This is a genomic window from Pseudoxanthomonas sp. JC1303, from assembly GCF_058448525.1.
In genome coordinates, this window is sequence record NZ_CP185958.1 from 33,586 (window position 1) to 48,310 (window position 14,725).

The window sequence follows — 14,725 nt, forward strand, 5'->3', positions numbered from 1 at the left end:
CAGTTTAAGGTTCGCCCGCGACCGCGCCGCGGGCCGTCGCGGCAATCAGGGCGTCGCTGCCTCGGGCCTGCCGGGCTTGCGCAGCGGTGCCAGCTTTGCATCCAGGGCTACCCAGAACGCCTCGGGCAGTTCGGCATCCACCGGCACGCTATAGGCCCAGTCACCGGCGATCCCCGCGCACTTGACCGCATCCTTCTCGGTCATCAGCAAGGGCAATTCGCTACCGAACTGCAGGTCGTCGGCGGTGTAGGCGTGATGGTCGTCGAAGGCGTGCGGCACCACGCCGATCCCGTAGCCGCGCAGCATGTCGAAGAACCGCCCGGGGTTGCCGATGCCCGCGATCGCATGGACGCGATGTCCGCCGAAGGCGCTGAGCTGGACCGGCTTGCCGCCGACCATCGGCAGGGCGCGCTCCGAGCGCAAGGTCATGCCCCACTCGCCAAAGCCGGCGCTGCCGCCGTTGACCACCCGGAAGTCGCAGCGCCCGGCGCGCTCGGCCGGTTCGCGCAGCGGCCCTGCCGGCAGCAGGCGGCCGTTGCCATAGCGGCGGCGGCCATCGATCACCTCGATCTCCAGATCGCGGCGCAGGCGGGTGTGCTGCAGCCCGTCATCGCAGACCACGATGTCGCAGCCCGCTGCGGCCAGTGCACGCGCGGCGGCCACGCGGTCGCGGTCCACGCGCACCCGCACCCCCGTGCGCCGGGCGACAAGCACCGGCTCGTCCCCGCCATCTTCCGGAGGTGTCTCCAGTTCGACCCAGCGCGGCGTACGCTCGTCGCGACGCCCATAGCCGCGGCTGGCCACGCCGGGCGTCCAGCCAGCGCGGCGCAGGCGCTCGACCAGGGCAATGGTCAGCGGCGTCTTGCCGGTGCCGCCCACGGTCACGTTGCCGACCACGATCACCGGGACCGGGGCACGCCGACGGCGCAGCAGGCCCAGGCGGAACAGCGCGCCACGCAGCTTCAGGGCACCGGCATAGACCGGCTCCAGCGCGCCGGCCAGCGGCGGCACCGGCGCCCCGTCGAACCAGTGCCGCGGTGTCTTCGACGCCTTGCTCATTCGGCGTCGCGGAACTGGGCGCCGTGCAACTGCGCGTACAAACCGCCCTGCGCCAGCAGCTCGGCATGGGTGCCCTGCTCGACCAGGCGGCCCTGGTCCAGCACCAGCACCTGGTCGGCGTGCTCAATGGTGGACAGGCGGTGGGCGATGACCAGCGTGGTGCGGTCGGGCATCAGCTGGGTCAGCGCGTCCTGCACCAGGCGCTCGGACTCGTTGTCCAGCGCCGCGGTGGCCTCGTCCAGGATCAGGATGGGCGCATCCTTGAGCATCGCGCGGGCAATCGCCAGGCGCTGGCGCTGGCCGCCGGAGAGCTTGCCGCCCTTGACCCCGATGGGGGTGTCCTTGCCATCGGGCAGTTGTTCGACGAACTCCATCGCATGCGCGTCGCGCAGGGCCTTGTCCAGCGCCTGCGGCGCGCACGCACTCATTTCGCCATACGCCACGTTGTCGGCCACCGAGCCGTCGAACAGCATCACCTGCTGCCCCACCATCGCGATCTGCCGGCGCAGGTCGGTCAGCCGATATTCCTCCACCGGCGCACCGTCCACCAGGATCTGGCCCGACTCGGCGTCGTAGAAGCGCGGAATCAGCTTGATCAGACTGGACTTGCCGCTTCCCGAACGTCCGACGATCGCAGTGACCGTGCCGCGGCGCGCGGTGAAGCTGACATGCTCCAGCGCCGGACGCCCCTGCCCGGGATAGCGCGCGGTCACGTCGCGGAATTCGATCGTGCCCTGCGCGCGCGTCAGCGCGCGGGTTCCGGTATCGACTTCATCCGGCGCATCTAGCACCGAGAACAGGCGCTCGGCCGAGGCCACGCCGCGCTGCAGGACGTTCTGCACGTTGGTCAGTTGTTTGAGCGCGGGGATGATGCCGGCCATGGACAGGAGCAGGGTGAAGAACGCGCCGGCACTGAGCCGGCCGGCGGTGGATTCGTAGCTGGCGATCAGCAGCAGGCTAGCCAGGCCCACCGCGCCCATCATCTGCACGGTCGCCGTGGACAGCCCGCGCGTGGATTCCACCTTCATGGCCAGGCGAAGGTTGTTGTCGGCCAGGGCGTGATAGCGCTTGAGCTCCGAGTCGCGGGCACCGTAGACCTTGACCTCCTGCTGGTTGGAGAGTGTCTGGTCGGCCGACTGCAGCAGTTGCGCGCCGCTTTCCTGGATGCGATGGCTCACCCGACGGTAGCGCTTGGCCACCTTGTTCATCACGAAGGCCAGCGGCGGGGCCAGCAGCAGGATGGAAATGGTCACCTGCCAACTGGTCCACAGCATGGTGATCAGCAGGGCGATGGCCTGCAGCGCCTGCTGGATCATTGTCTTGAGCGCGTCCACTGCAGCCTGCGCGACCTGGTCCGAATCCGAACCCAGGCGCACCAGCATCGACGGCACCGGCTCTGAATCGAAGCGCGCGCCCGGCAGGCGCAGGTACTTGCCCAACACCTTGACCCGCAGGTCACGCGCAATGCTGCGCGCGGCGCGCCCCATCGACATGTCGGTGATGTAGCCGGCGATGCCACGCACCAGGAACAGCCCCAGGATGGCCGCCGGCATGAACAACGCAGACCGCATGTCGCGGGCCACGAAGGTCCGGTTGGTGATCGGTTCCATCAGCTTGGCGAACGCACCGGTGCCGGCGGCCTCGACCAGCGCCGCAATGAAGGCGACCACCAGCAACGCACTGTAGGGGCCAGCGAACGTGAGCAGTCGCCGATAGGTCTGCCACGCATTGCCCTGATTGCCCCGACTCACTTGCCTGGCTCCGGTGCGGTAGCGATCGAGATGCGCTTGAAATCCAGCTGCGCCAGCGCGTCCAGCGCGGTCACCACCGCCTGGTGCGGGGTGCGGGCATCGGCGCGCAGCAGCACCGGCCGGCTGTGATCGGTGCCGGCGGACTGGCTGATGGCCTGCTTGAGCGCATCGACATCAGTCCGCAGCACTTCCTCGTCCCCCACGAAATAGCGCCCGTCGGCATTGATCAGGATGCTCAGCGCCTTGGCCGGCGTGTCCACCGGCTGTTGCGAGGCCGACGGCAACTGCAGCTGCAGGGTGGAACGGGCGTCGAAGGTGGTGGTGATCACGAAGAAGATGATCAGCACCAGGATCACGTCGATCAGCGGGACCAGGTTGATCTCCGGCTCGTCGTGGGCGCGGTCGTCACGGATACGCATGCGGGGGTCAGTCCTGTCCGTGCTGGCTGGCGTTGCGGGTTTCCAGCGCGTCGGACAGGGCCATGGCCTGCTGTTCCATCTCGATCACGTAACCGGTGATCCGGCCGCGGAAATAGCGGTGGAAGATCAGCGCCGGGATGGCCACCAGCATGCCGGTGGCGGTGCAGACCAGGGCCTTGCCGATGCCGCCTGCGAGCTGGTTCACATCGCCCAGGCCGTGGTCCAGGATGCCCAGGAACATCTGGATCATGCCGATGACCGTGCCCAGCAGGCCCAGCAGCGGCCCGGCCGCGGCAATCGTGCCCAGAGTGTTGAGGAACTTCTCCATGCGATGGACCAGGTGGCGCCCGGTGTCCTCCACCCGCTCGCGGATCACCTCGCGCGGGCGATGGCGCACGTCCAGCGCGGCGGCCAGCAGCGCGCCCAGGGGCGAGGTCTGGCGCAGCGACTCGATGTGAGAGGCTTCCAGATTGCCCGACAGCGCCCAGCGGCGGACTTCCTCACCCAGGCCCGGCGGCAGGATTTCCTTGCGACGCAGGCTCCAGAACCGCTCCACCACGATGGCCAGGGCCAGCACCGCCAGCAGCAAGAGCGGGATCATGGGCCAGCCGCCCGCCTTCACCAGTTCCAGCACAGTCAATCCTTCGGCTCGGGGGGCCGTGTGAGAGCAAGCCGATAGGATAGCGTAGCGACCGCGCCGCTCCTGTCGGGTCCCACAGACGCCGTTTCCAGCGCCGGCGCTCGCGCACCGCCAGCCCCTGCCGCCCCAGCCACACGGTCAGCGCACCGCCGTTTGCCGTGTCCAGGACCTCGGCGCCTGCATCGCGCCAACGCTTGACCACCGCGGCCTGCGGATGGCCGAAGCGGTTGTCGTAACCGGCCGAGACTAGCGCCAACCGCGCCCCGGAGGCGCGCACGAAGGCCGGATCGGACGACTCACCGCTGCCGTGATGCGCCACTACGACCACGTCCGCCTTCAGCGCGGCCGGCCGGGTCCGGACCAGGCGGCGCTCGATCATCTGACCGATGTCGCCAGTCAACAACGCGCTGCCGTAGGCGGTCTGGATGCGCAGCACGCAGCTGGCCTCGTTGCCCAGATAGGGGAAGCCGCGCGTGGGATGCAGGAAGCGGAATTCGACGCCATCCCAATGCCAGGCCCGCCCCGCGCGACAGCGGGTGCGCAGCGGCACCGGCGCGCCGGCCGGAGCCAACACGTCCAGCACCGGCATGTCGCGCAGCACGGCGGCCAGGCCGCCTGCGTGGTCGGCATCGCCATGGCTGACCACCACCCGGTCCAGGCGCGCGATGCCCTTGGCATGCAAGGCCGGGATCACCACGCGCTCGCCGGCGTCGAACCCGTCCTCCACCGCCGGCCCGGTATCGAACAGCAATGCGTGGCTGCGTGTGCGGACCAGCACCGACAGGCCCTGCCCCACATCGAGCACCGTGAGCGTCGCCTCGCCCGTCGCCGGCCGACCCGTGTCCGGCCACAGCAAGGGCAACCACAACAGTGCGGCCAGCACCTTGCCAGGCACTCCGCGCGGCAGCAGCATCCAGAAGGCGCCCAGCAGGGCCAGTGGCAGCGCGAACCACGGCGCCTCCGGCAGCCACCACAATGCGAAGCGACTGTGCGCCATCCACGCGAACAGAGTCCAGCTCGGTGCGAATGCCTGCCCGGCCAGCCACCATGCCCACTGCCCGGCGCCGGCATGCACCGCTTCCAGCGCGGTCCCGATGAGCGACAGCGGCACCACCACCAGGCTCCACCACGGGATGGCGACCAGGTTGGCCAGCGGCCCGGCCAGCGAGGCCTGGCCGAACAGCGCCGCGCTCAGCGGCAGCAGGCCAAGCGTGGCCACGCCCTGGGCTGAGAGGAACTGCCGCAGCAGCGGGGCGTCGTCGCGCGGCAGGCACCACAGCAGCCAGGCCACGCCGGCAAAGCTCAGCCAGAAGCCAGCCGCCAGCACCGAGAGCGGATCGACCAGCAGCACGGCAATGGCGGCCAGGGCCAGGGACTGCGCGCCACTGGCTGGTCGCCGCCCGCAGCGCGAGGCCGCCGCGACCGCAATCATCAGCACGGTCCGCGTGGTCGGCAGCGAAAAGCCGGACAGGGCGGCGTAGAGGACGGCGCCCAGCAACGCTGCCACGGCCTGGGCGATCGGACGTGGCAGCGCGCGCCCCAGTCCCGGCCACAGGCGCCAGCATCCCAGCGCCAGCAGCGCGCCGAATCCGGCCACCAGCCCGACATGGAAGCCGGAGATGGCGATCAGGTGGGTCAATCCCGCCGCGCGCAGCGTGCTCCAGTCGGCATCGTCCAGCCCGCCGGTGTCGCCCAGCGCCAGGGCGCGGATGAAGCGCCGCGCCGAGGGGGGCGCCTGCGCATCGATGCGTGCGGACATCCGCTCGCGCCATGCATCCAGGCCCGTGGCGGGCGCCAGCCGCCGGGCCAGCGCGACCTCACGCAGGTAGCCAGTGGCCGCGACACGATTGGCCAGGGCCGTGCGCTCGCTGTCGAAGCCGCCCGGGTTTGACAGCCCGCGCGGCGCGCGCAGACGCGCGACCAATCGCCAGCGCGCACCGGCATGCAGGCCGGTGCGCGGCCCGGGAGCGGTGGCGCCGAAGTCGTCGTACCAGGAGAGCATCACCCGTCTTCCACAGCCTGGATGTGGGGTGCCGGGACAGGCATCGGCCAGGAACTCGAAGCGAGTCCGTCTGGCCTCGACCGTGGGCAGCCCCACCACGCGCCCGCTGAGGACCAGATCGTGGCCCTCCTGCGCCTGCGCCAGACGTCCCTGCCACGCGTGGGCCGCCTGCAATCCGGCCAGACCGAATCCGAGCACGGCCATCGCAAGGCAGCGCATCAGCCCGCGTCCACGCCACCAGCCGGCAACCCCCAACCCCACGGCCCACCAGAGCCAGATCGCGCGGGGCAAGCCGGGCAACAGCAGGCCGCCGCCAGCGCCGCACAGCAGGCAGACGGACACTGCCACGCCCAGCGGCGCGACCCGTCCACCCCACGCTCGTGGGCGCTCATGCCCAATCCCGCGATCAGCCTCCAGCGTCACGCCCATACGCGCAGCTCCGTCTTCCATGACGCCACCAGAATCACGGGGGCGCTGCCCTGGTGCCATCGGCCGGAGGCGACCTGGGAGGTGGGGGAAATCCGAATCCCGCGCGGACCGCGGCCTGTCGGCGGCCGCGCGTTACCATCGGCGCCCGCGCGGCGCCCTGATCGTCGCCACGTCGAGATCCCCAGCGCCATGCCCCTCCCCGTGTTCCGTGCCGGCAAGGCCGCCGTCGCCTTCATCCTGGTCACCGCGATGCTCGACATCGTGGCCATGGGCATCATCATCCCGGTGCTGCCGCACCTGATCGAACAGTTCAGCGGTTCCAGCGCGCGGGCCGGGTTGATCAATGGCGTGTTCGTCGCGCTGTGGGCGCTGATGCAGTTCCTGGTCTCGCCGGTGGTGGGGTCCTTGTCGGACCGCTACGGGCGCCGTCCGGTGATCCTGATGTCCACCGCCGGCCTGGCCGTGGACTACCTGCTGATGGCCGTGGCGCCCAACCTGTGGTGGCTGGCCGCCGGCCGGATCATCTCTGGCATCACCACCGCCAGCTTCACCACGGTCTACGCGTACATGGCCGACATCACCGCGCCCGAACACCGGGCGCGTGGCTACGGCCTGATCGGTGCGGCCTTCAGCGCCGGCTTTGTCGCCGGGCCGCTGCTGGGTGGGGTGCTGGGCGAGTGGTCGCCGCGCGCGCCGTTCTGGGCGGCGGCGGCGATGAGCGCGCTGGCGTTCTGCTATGGACTGTTCGTACTGCCCGAATCCCTGCCGGCCGAGCGGCGCATGGCCTTTGCCTGGTCGCGCGCCAACCCGCTGGGCGCGCTACGCCTGCTGCGCTCGCACCGGGAACTGTCCGGGCTGGCGACGGTGAACTTCCTGCTGTACTTCGCCCACCACGTGTTCTCGGCGGTGTTCGTGCTGTACGCGGCGGCGCGCTACGGCTGGGGCCCGTGGCAGGTGGGCCTGCTGCTGGCGCTGGTGGGCGCGCTGGACATGGTGGTCCAGGGCACGCTGACCGCGCCGATGGTGCGGCGCTACGGCGACCGCCGCACCCTGGTGGTCGGGCTGGGCTTCGGCGTGGTGGGCATGGTCCTGATGGGCTTGGCCCCGACCGGGTGGCTGTTCGTGGCGGCGATCTTTCCCAACGCGCTATGGGGACTGGCCATGCCGACGCTGCAATCGCTGATGACCCAGCGCGTATCCGAGTCCGAGCAGGGGCAGTTGCAGGGCGCCAACAACAGCGTGGCCAGCATTGCCGGCGTGGTCTCACCGGTGTTCTTCGGTGCGGTGTATTCGGCTTCGGTCGGGCCGCAGGCGCGGATTCCCTTCATCGGCACTGCGCTGCTGATCGCCGCCGGGGTGCTGGGCGCGGCCGCGCTGTTGGCGCTGATGGCCGATCGCAGCGCGCGCCGTCAGGCCTAACCCAGCGACCAGCGCCCCAGTTCCTGGTAGGCGTCGGGCACGCCGCCACGCAGCAACACGAACGCATCGAAGGCCAGACGCACCGGCGCACACGGCTCCACCGGCGCGCGGCGCCCGTCATTGTGGGCCAGGGTCAGATGCGGGTGCAGCGCCGGCGCCTTGACTCGTTGCAGGCGCTGGCGCAGGGCGGCCTCGCGCAGGCGGGCATCCAGCTGCGCGAGCGCCGGCGGGGTCTGCGAGGCTGCCAGCACCAGCGCGTTGCGGCCAAAGACCCCCACCTGGTCCAACGTCAGGACGAAGGGGTCGCACACCAGGGCTTCCAGCGCACGCTGCGCGCCCTGCACCAGCGAGGGGATCTGTTCGTCCAGCGGCTGGCCCAGGTACAGCAGGGTCACGTGCCGCTTGGCCGCCGTGATCGGCCGCGAGGGGCCGAAGCGGTCGGCGTGCAGACGCAGGGCCTCATCCAGCACGGCCTGGTCGCCCTCGGATGGCAGCAACGCGAAGAACAGGCTGGGGGGAGGCGCGGCAGGCCTGGCGAACAGATCGTCCTGCATGGGGTCGATATCCCGGGTTGTTGAGGGTCAGCGCTTGACGCCAGTCTGGCGCGGCGTCCCCCGGCGACAGGCATCGGAGCAGTACACCACCTGCTCCCAGTCGCGGGCCCACTTCTTGCGCCAGGTGAAGTCCCGCCCGCACACCAGGCAACGCTTGCGCGGCAGATCGGCCTTGGCGACGCCGCGCGGCACGGCCTAGACGCGCTCGGCGGACGGCGGGGTCCGCAGGCGGCGCGAGGGCGTCAGGCGGGGCATCGCATTGATCTCAGACCGCCGCGGTGATGAGGATCTCGACCTTCCAGCTGGGATCGGCCAGTTGGGCCTGCACGGTGGCGCGGGCCGGGGTGTGGCCCGGCACGACCCAGGCTTCCCACTCGGCATTCATGCCGGCGAACTCGGTCAGGTCGGCCATGAAGATCTCGGCGCGCAGCACCTTGGACTTGTCCGTGCCGGCCTGGGCCAGCAGTGCGTCGATGTGCCCCAGCACCTCGCGGGTCTGCGCGCCGATGTCGCCACCGGCCTCGGCGATCTGCCCGGCCAGATAGGCCACGCCGTTGTGGACGGTCATCTCGGACATGCGTGGGCCGGTATCGAAACGCTGGATCATGGGGCGACTCTGCTGAGGGAGGGTGGGCGCGCCACGCTACCGGCGCGCCGGCCCGCTGCCAAGCACCTGCGCGCTAAAGACCGGCGGCTGGATGCTGCGTTCCAGCCGCGCACGGGCCGATGCACTGAATGGCAACACTCGCCGGGGCACCATCGCAACATCTTTTGACGCGAGCACACCCGTGAACCAGACCGACGACAACATCCTGTTCTCTCCCACCCGACTGGGCGACATCGACCTGGGCAACCGCGTGGTGATGGCCCCGCTGACCCGCGACCGCGCCATCGAAGGGCGCGTGCCCACCCCGCTGGCCATCGACTATTACCGTCAGCGCGCCAGCGCCGGGCTGATCATCGCCGAGGCCACCCAGATCAATCCGCTGGGCCAGGGCTACCTGGACACGCCCGGCATCTATAGCGAGGCCCAGGTCACCGGCTGGAAGGCCATCACCGAGGCGGTCCACGCCGCGGGCGGCAAGATCGTGCTGCAGCTCTGGCACGTGGGGCGCATCTCCCACGTCAGCCTGCTGCCCGAGGGCCAGGTGCCGGTGGCGCCCAGCGCCCTGCGTGCCAAGGCCCAGACCTTCACCGCCAACGGCATGGAGGATGTGTCCGAACCGCGGGCGCTGCGCCTGGACGAGATTCCCGGCCTGATCGCTGACTATCGCATCGCCGCACGCAACGCGATCGGGGCCGGCTTCGACGGCGTAGAGGTGCATGCCGCCAACGGCTACCTGATCGACCAGTTCATGCGCGATGGCAGCAACCAGCGCACCGACGAATACGGCGGCAACATCGAGGCCCGTACTCGCCTGCTGGCCGAGGTCGTGCAGGCGGTGGCTGGCGAGATCGGCGCCGGACGCACGGGCGTGCGGCTCTCGCCCGTGACCCCGGTTAACGACGCGCACGATTCCAACCCGCAGCCCCTGTTCGAGCGCGCGGTCGAGCGCCTGGAGGCCATCGGTGGGCTGGCGTTCGTGCACGTGATCGAAGGGGCCACCGGCGGCCCGCGCGACAACATCGCCTTCGACTACGCCGCGCTGAAGGCGAAATTCAGTGGCCCGTGGATCGTCAACAACGGCTACGACAAGGCCATGGCCGTGGCCGCGCTGGAAGCCGGCAAGGCCGACGCGGTGGCGTTCGGACGGCCGTTCATCGCCAACCCGGACCTGGTCGAGCGCCTGCGCCGCGACGCGCCACTGGCCGATTTCAACCAGCAGACCCTGTATGGCGGTGGCGCCGCGGGCTACATCGACTACCCCGCCCTGCCCGAAACGGCCAACGCCTGAGCCCTTGCGGTCACCGGCGCATCGCGTCATGCCTGGGCATGGCCCGATTCAGGCGCGGTGAAGCCGGCGTGGAACACGACGTGATACACTCGCGCAGGTTCCACGCTGCTTCGCGCGCGTTTCGTCCGGCCACCTTCGGCGCCCGTCTCTCGCTCTCTTTCCTCCGGTTCGTTGGCGTGCACGCCAACGGCGACCCTCGGGAGCGCCCGTGTCGGGCTATCAGACCCTCATTTCCCACTATGACTTCGGCGACCAGCATCTCCGTATCCGCGCCTTGAGCGATCTGCAGCAATTCGCAGATCCCGATGCGCTGGCCGAGACCGCCGGCATCTCTTCGGCGCAGTGGAGCCTGTTCGGCCACGTCTGGCCGGCGGGCGAACTGCTGGCCCAGGCGATGGCCAGCTACGCTGTCGCCGGCAAGCGCGTGCTGGAACTGGGCTGCGGCCTTGGCCTTGCCAGCCTGGTGCTGCGCGCACGCGGCGCCGACGTGGTCGCCAGCGATCACCACCCGCTGGCCGAAGTGTTCCTGGCCTACAACGCCGCCCTCAACGGCCTGGATGCCGTCGCCTACCGGCGCCTGGACTGGTTGACCGGCAGCCAGAGCATGGGACGCTTCGACCTGATTATCGGCGGCGATGTGCTCTACGAGCGCGGGCCCGCGCTGGCCCTGGCCGCGCTGCTGCCCACCCTGGCGCGGCCGGCCTGCGAGATCATCATCAGCGACCCCGGTCGTGGCCATGCCGGGGTCTTCACCCGCGAACTGGCCAGTCACGGCTTCCAGCTGGCCACGCCGCGCCTGCCCTCGGGCAAGGGTGGCGCCCGACTGGCACAGCTGCTGGTCTACGCGCGTGGCCTGGTGGGCACCGCATGAGCTGCAGCAAGACGCAGGACGGCAGCGACGTGGACCCCAGCGTGCAGTGCGGGGGCTGTGATGCGATCTGTTGCCGGCTGACCGTGGTCCTGGACCCGGACGACCGGGTGCCCTCCCACCTGACCGACTACACCCAAGACGGACTGCACGTCATGGCCCGCGACGAAGAGGGCTGGTGCGTGGCGGTCGACCCCGAGATGGGGTGCTCCATCTACGCGTCGCGGCCCGATGTCTGTCGCCGCTTCGTGATGGGCGCCCCCTATTGTCGCGATGTGCGGCAGGTCCACCATGACCAGCTGCGTCGCGGCATCCCTTTGACGATGTACTGAATCAGGAGATCTAAAAATGGCCCGTACCAGCTCGAAGATGACCATGGCCAAGAACAAGTCCGGCGAAAAGGGCGGCGCGCTCACCCACGAGCGGCTGCAGGCCGACCTGGAAGCGTTCCGCAAGGCCGGTGGCCGCGTGGAAGTGCTCGGCAACACCCGCGTGTTGAAGAAGGTCGACGGACAGGAAGGCACCAACTGACCGCCGTCGTTTCGACCCCATGACAACAAGGGCCGCTTTCGCGGCCTTTGTCTTTTTTGCCACTCGCCCACGTGGATGCGCGCCTGGGCCATGCCAAGACCGATGCACCTGCAGCGCCGGGCCAAGCGCGGCGGCGACACGCAGCCGCGCTGCCCTGGCGGCGCTTGCCGAACATCCGCGCCACGGCTTAGGCGTGCTCACCTTGCGGAAGCCTAGGGGAAAGCGTCAGCCCAGCGCGGGCATGTTTTCCGAGGTGATGATGTGGAAGCGGGTCTGCGCCACCGCTGGCGCCGGACCGTCATGGTTGGCGTGGAGCAGGTGCTGCATGCCATGCAGGGCCTGCGTCTCCGGATCCTGGTCGATCAGGATGTGGATGCGGCCGGCGTTGAGCAGGGCATCGTGCTGCGGCGTGGACTCATGGGTGATCCAGATGGGCCGCTCGCCCGGACGCAGGCGCCCCATGGCCCGATCGGCCCCCAAGGTGCCCTGGCCATTGCCATACAGGCCTACCAGCGGTGTTTCGCCCCGCAGGGCGCCGCGCACGGTCGCCTCGGCCAGCGCGTCGTCGTCGCGCATGTCGATCGGTCCGATCAGCTCCAACCCGGGGAAGTCCCGGTCCATGACCTGCATGAAACCCTCGGAACGCTCGCGGTAGGGCTGGAAATTGGCGGATCCGGTGAGCATCAGCACCCGCCCCTGACGGCGTAGGAAACGCCCCATCAGCAACGCCGCGGTCGCGCCGGCCGCGCGATTGTCCACGCCCACGTAGGGGACGGCCTGGGCCAGGTCCGGCAGGTTATTGACCATCAACACCGCCGGCATGCCGTTGGACACCGCCGTTTCCAGCGCGCCACGCACCTCGGGGGTATCGCCGGCCACCATGATCAACCCATGCCGGCGATGGCGCGGACGGGTGATGAAGCGCACCAGCGCGCTCTGGTCCTCGGAAGCCCACACACTGCGGTGCAGGACGATGTCCTTGCCCAGCATGCTGGCCACGCGCTGCAAGGCCAGCTCCATGCGACGCGAGAACTCGTTCTCGGCCTTGGTGCGGATGATGTCGAAATGCATCGAGCCGCGCACCGCGCTGGGCAACACCCGCCCGGTCCCCAGCTTGCGCGCGGCTTCGAGCACCTTCTTGCGGCGCGCTTCGGACACGCCGCCACGGTCGTTGAGCACGCGGTCCACGGTACTGGGACTGACGCCGGCCAGTTCGGCGATCTGTTGGAAATTAGGCTTGTTGCGCGACATCGCCTCGGCCTCACGCTGAACGGAGGGGCGCTAGTGTGCCGTGTCGCGCACGCAACGTGCAGCCCGGAACCTGCAACGCTCCGGGACTGCCCTGCGGGTTTGGAGGTCGCTCAGAGAAACATGCCGCCCGACGCCTCCACGCGCTGGCCGTTGACCCAGTGCGTCTTCGGCGACAGCAGGGCCAGCACCACCGGCCCGATGTCGTCCGGCTTGCCGGCCCGGCCCAGCGCGGTGTTCTGCCCCACCATGGCATTGACCTGCGGGTTGTCGCGGACCATGCCGCCGGAAAAATCGGTCTCGATCGCGCCCGGGGCCAGGGTGTTGGCACTGATGCCGCGCTCGCCCAGCTCGCGCGCAAGGTAGCGGGTGAAGACCTCGATGCCGCCTTTCATCATCGCGTAGGCCGAACTGCCCGGCAGCGCGAAACGCGCCAGCCCGCTGGACACGTTGAGGATGCGGCCGCCCTCGGCGATCAGCGGCAGCAGCGCCTGGGTGAGGAAGAAAGGCGCCTTCAGGTGCACGGCGACGACCTCGTCGAACTGCGCCTGGGTCGTGTCGGCGATCGAGGCATGCAGGCTGGTGCCGGCATTGTTGACCAGGGCGTCGAGACGGTCGCGTCCCCAGCCGGCCAGGACATCCTTCACCTGCCCGGCGAAGGCCGGGAAGGAGGTGGCGTCGGCCACATCCAGGCGCAGCGCGGCCGCGTTGCGGCCCAGTGCCTGGAGCTGGGCCACCACTTCGTCGGCCGCGTCGCTGCGCTGGTGGTAGGTCAGGATGACATCGCCACCGGCAGCGGCCAGGGCGAGCGCGGCATTGCGGCCCAGGCCGCGGCTGCCGCCGGTGATCAGGGTGGTGGTGGGTGCGTTCAACATCGTCAGAAGCTCGTCGCGAAGGGCGATTGCCCGGTGCACTGAGACTATTGCGCTTGAAGTTGCGCACAAATCGCGCAATTCTGATTTCACCGTTCATTATTTGCGAACAGTCCATGGATTCGCTGGAAACCTTGCGCATCTTCCAGCGCGTGGCCGAGCTGGGCGGGTTCACCCGTGCCGCCGATTCACTTGGCCTGCCCAAGGCCAGCGTGTCCACTGCGGTGGCCCGGCTGGAGGCCAGCCTGGGCACCCAGTTGCTGCACCGGACCACGCGCCGGGTGCAACTGACCGCCGACGGCGAGGTCTTCTACCAGCGCAGTCGCGACCTGGCCGACGACATGGACGAACTGCACGGCATGTTCCGCCAGGCGCGCCAGCTTAAAGGCCGGCTGCGGGTGGACATGTCCGGCGGCGTGGCGTGCGGCTATGTGCTGCCGCGCCTGCCCGAATTCCTCGCCGAACATCCGCTGCTGGAAGTGGAGATCAGCAGCACCGACCGTCTGGTCGACGTGGTCCGCGAAGGCTTCGACTGCGTCCTGCGCGCGGGCACGGTGGCTGACAGTTCATTGGTCGCGCGTCCGCTGGGGATGATGCCCGTCGTCACCTGCGCCAGCCCAGCCTACCTGGCCCGGCATGGCACGCCGCACACGGCGGATGAGCTGGAGGGCCATCGGCTGGTGCACTACGTCGGCACGCTGGGCCAACGCTCGCCAGGCTTGGAGTATTTCGATGGCAGCGCCTATGTCACGCGCGCCTTGCCCGGCCCGATCACCGTCAACAGCGGCGATGCCTATGTGGCCGCGGCACTGGCTGGCTTCGGCATCATCCAGCCGCCGGCCATGGGCGTGCGCCAGCTGCTGGCCTCCGGGGAACTGGTGGAAATCCTGCCCGACGCCCCCGCCGAGCCCATGCCACTGACCCTGCTATATCCGCGACGGCGACACCTGCCGCGCCGGGTCGCTGCCTTCATGGACTGGCTGGCCGGCGTGGCGACCCCGCACCTGGAGCCCATGCCGGTCCCGCGCTGAGACCGGC

General features: G+C 69.7%; 15 protein-coding genes and 1 pseudogene. 6 read left to right on the forward strand and 10 right to left on the reverse strand.

Going from position 1 to position 14,725, the window contains the following annotated elements; all coding sequences use genetic code 11:
- Positions 1-45 precede the first annotated feature (45 nt).
- The 5 genes and pseudogenes from lpxK to ACORQU_RS00170 form a co-directional block, all read right to left on the reverse strand.
- On the reverse strand, positions 46-1,059 hold the full coding sequence (gene lpxK / locus ACORQU_RS00150) for a tetraacyldisaccharide 4'-kinase (RefSeq protein WP_491642705.1): 1,014 nt from the start codon (positions 1,057-1,059) through the stop codon (positions 46-48).
- Positions 1,056-2,810 carry a lipid A export permease/ATP-binding protein MsbA gene (gene msbA, locus ACORQU_RS00155; protein ID WP_491642706.1) on the reverse strand — a complete coding sequence of 585 codons (1,755 nt, stop codon included), beginning with the start codon at positions 2,808-2,810 and terminating at the stop codon, positions 1,056-1,058. The genes lpxK and msbA overlap by 4 nt, the downstream gene beginning before the upstream one ends.
- Positions 2,807-3,229 carry an ExbD/TolR family protein gene (locus ACORQU_RS00160; RefSeq protein WP_491642707.1) on the reverse strand — a complete coding sequence of 141 codons (423 nt, stop codon included), beginning with the start codon at positions 3,227-3,229 and terminating at the stop codon, positions 2,807-2,809. Before ACORQU_RS00160 ends, msbA begins: the two co-directional genes overlap by 4 nt.
- Before the next feature lie 7 nt (positions 3,230-3,236).
- Positions 3,237-3,830: a MotA/TolQ/ExbB proton channel family protein gene (locus ACORQU_RS00165; RefSeq protein ID WP_491642709.1), complete on the reverse strand. Its 594-nt coding sequence runs from the start codon at positions 3,828-3,830 to the stop codon at positions 3,237-3,239.
- Positions 3,730-6,300, reverse strand: a pseudogene (locus ACORQU_RS00170) (DNA internalization-related competence protein ComEC/Rec2). The gene ACORQU_RS00165 and the pseudogene ACORQU_RS00170 overlap by 101 nt, the downstream one beginning before the upstream one ends.
- 189 nt (positions 6,301-6,489) lie before the next feature.
- Here ACORQU_RS00170 and ACORQU_RS00175 point away from each other — a divergent pair.
- The gene (locus ACORQU_RS00175) at positions 6,490-7,719 is read left to right on the forward strand and encodes a TCR/Tet family MFS transporter (protein ID WP_491642710.1); all 1,230 of its coding nucleotides are present in this window, start codon (positions 6,490-6,492) and stop codon (positions 7,717-7,719) included.
- Here the strand turns inward: ACORQU_RS00175 and ACORQU_RS00180 are convergent.
- From ACORQU_RS00180 to ACORQU_RS00190, 3 genes are all read right to left on the reverse strand, one after another.
- Positions 7,716-8,273 (reverse strand): 2'-5' RNA ligase family protein, encoded by a 558-nt coding sequence (locus ACORQU_RS00180; RefSeq protein ID WP_491642711.1) that lies wholly within the window; start codon positions 8,271-8,273, stop codon positions 7,716-7,718. The genes ACORQU_RS00175 and ACORQU_RS00180 overlap by 4 nt on opposite strands.
- Before the next feature lie 27 nt (positions 8,274-8,300).
- Positions 8,301-8,465, reverse strand: a complete 165-nt coding sequence (locus ACORQU_RS00185; RefSeq protein ID WP_491642712.1) for a DUF2256 domain-containing protein — start codon at positions 8,463-8,465, stop codon at positions 8,301-8,303.
- A 73-nt stretch (positions 8,466-8,538) separates the two neighbouring features.
- Positions 8,539-8,880 (reverse strand): RidA family protein, encoded by a 342-nt coding sequence (locus ACORQU_RS00190; protein WP_271645378.1) that lies wholly within the window; start codon positions 8,878-8,880, stop codon positions 8,539-8,541.
- Positions 8,881-9,061: 181 nt separating this feature from the next.
- Here ACORQU_RS00190 and ACORQU_RS00195 point away from each other — a divergent pair, with 181 nt between their 5' ends.
- From ACORQU_RS00195 to ACORQU_RS00210, 4 genes are all read left to right on the forward strand, one after another.
- A complete protein-coding gene (locus tag ACORQU_RS00195) occupies positions 9,062-10,168 on the forward strand; it encodes an alkene reductase (RefSeq protein ID WP_491642713.1) in 1,107 nt (368 codons plus the stop codon).
- Between the two features lie 208 nt (positions 10,169-10,376).
- Positions 10,377-11,039 (forward strand): class I SAM-dependent methyltransferase, encoded by a 663-nt coding sequence (locus ACORQU_RS00200; RefSeq protein ID WP_271645376.1) that lies wholly within the window; start codon positions 10,377-10,379, stop codon positions 11,037-11,039.
- Entirely contained in the window at positions 11,036-11,368 is a 333-nt protein-coding gene (locus ACORQU_RS00205; RefSeq protein WP_491642714.1) for a YkgJ family cysteine cluster protein, read from the forward strand. The genes ACORQU_RS00200 and ACORQU_RS00205 overlap by 4 nt, the downstream gene beginning before the upstream one ends.
- Positions 11,369-11,384: 16 nt before the next feature.
- On the forward strand, positions 11,385-11,567 hold the full coding sequence (locus tag ACORQU_RS00210) for a hypothetical protein (RefSeq protein ID WP_271648729.1): 183 nt from the start codon (positions 11,385-11,387) through the stop codon (positions 11,565-11,567).
- Between the two features lie 225 nt (positions 11,568-11,792).
- Here the strand turns inward: ACORQU_RS00210 and ACORQU_RS00215 are convergent, their stop codons facing one another.
- Positions 11,793-12,818, reverse strand: coding sequence for a LacI family DNA-binding transcriptional regulator (locus tag ACORQU_RS00215; RefSeq protein WP_271645374.1), 1,026 nt, complete (start codon positions 12,816-12,818; stop codon positions 11,793-11,795).
- Between the two features lie 110 nt (positions 12,819-12,928).
- A complete protein-coding gene (locus ACORQU_RS00220) occupies positions 12,929-13,690 on the reverse strand; it encodes an SDR family NAD(P)-dependent oxidoreductase (RefSeq protein ID WP_491642715.1) in 762 nt (253 codons plus the stop codon).
- A gap of 47 nt (positions 13,691-13,737) precedes the next feature.
- Here ACORQU_RS00220 and ACORQU_RS00225 point away from each other — a divergent pair, with 47 nt between their 5' ends.
- Positions 13,738-14,718 (forward strand): LysR family transcriptional regulator, encoded by a 981-nt coding sequence (locus ACORQU_RS00225; protein WP_491642716.1) that lies wholly within the window; start codon positions 13,738-13,740, stop codon positions 14,716-14,718.
- The last annotated feature ends 7 nt before the right edge of the window (positions 14,719-14,725 follow it).

What these genes read in the sequence shown, in the direction of transcription:
- ACORQU_RS00215 (WP_271645374.1), bottom strand. Translation starts at nt 12,818, where the DNA reads ATGTCGCGCAACAAGCCTAATTTCCAACAGATCGCCGAACTGGCCGGC.
- ACORQU_RS00165 (WP_491642709.1), bottom strand. Translation starts at nt 3,830, where the DNA reads ATGATCCCGCTCTTGCTGCTGGCGGTGCTGGCCCTGGCCATCGTGGTG.
- ACORQU_RS00180 (WP_491642711.1), bottom strand. Translation starts at nt 8,273, where the DNA reads ATGCAGGACGATCTGTTCGCCAGGCCTGCCGCGCCTCCCCCCAGCCTG.
- ACORQU_RS00190 (WP_271645378.1), bottom strand. Translation starts at nt 8,880, where the DNA reads ATGATCCAGCGTTTCGATACCGGCCCACGCATGTCCGAGATGACCGTC.
- lpxK (WP_491642705.1), bottom strand. Translation starts at nt 1,059, where the DNA reads ATGAGCAAGGCGTCGAAGACACCGCGGCACTGGTTCGACGGGGCGCCG.
- ACORQU_RS00205 (WP_491642714.1), top strand. Translation starts at nt 11,036, where the DNA reads ATGAGCTGCAGCAAGACGCAGGACGGCAGCGACGTGGACCCCAGCGTG.
- ACORQU_RS00160 (WP_491642707.1), bottom strand. Translation starts at nt 3,229, where the DNA reads ATGCGTATCCGTGACGACCGCGCCCACGACGAGCCGGAGATCAACCTG.
- ACORQU_RS00175 (WP_491642710.1), top strand. Translation starts at nt 6,490, where the DNA reads ATGCCCCTCCCCGTGTTCCGTGCCGGCAAGGCCGCCGTCGCCTTCATC.
- ACORQU_RS00220 (WP_491642715.1), bottom strand. Translation starts at nt 13,690, where the DNA reads ATGTTGAACGCACCCACCACCACCCTGATCACCGGCGGCAGCCGCGGC.
- ACORQU_RS00210 (WP_271648729.1), top strand. Translation starts at nt 11,385, where the DNA reads ATGGCCCGTACCAGCTCGAAGATGACCATGGCCAAGAACAAGTCCGGC.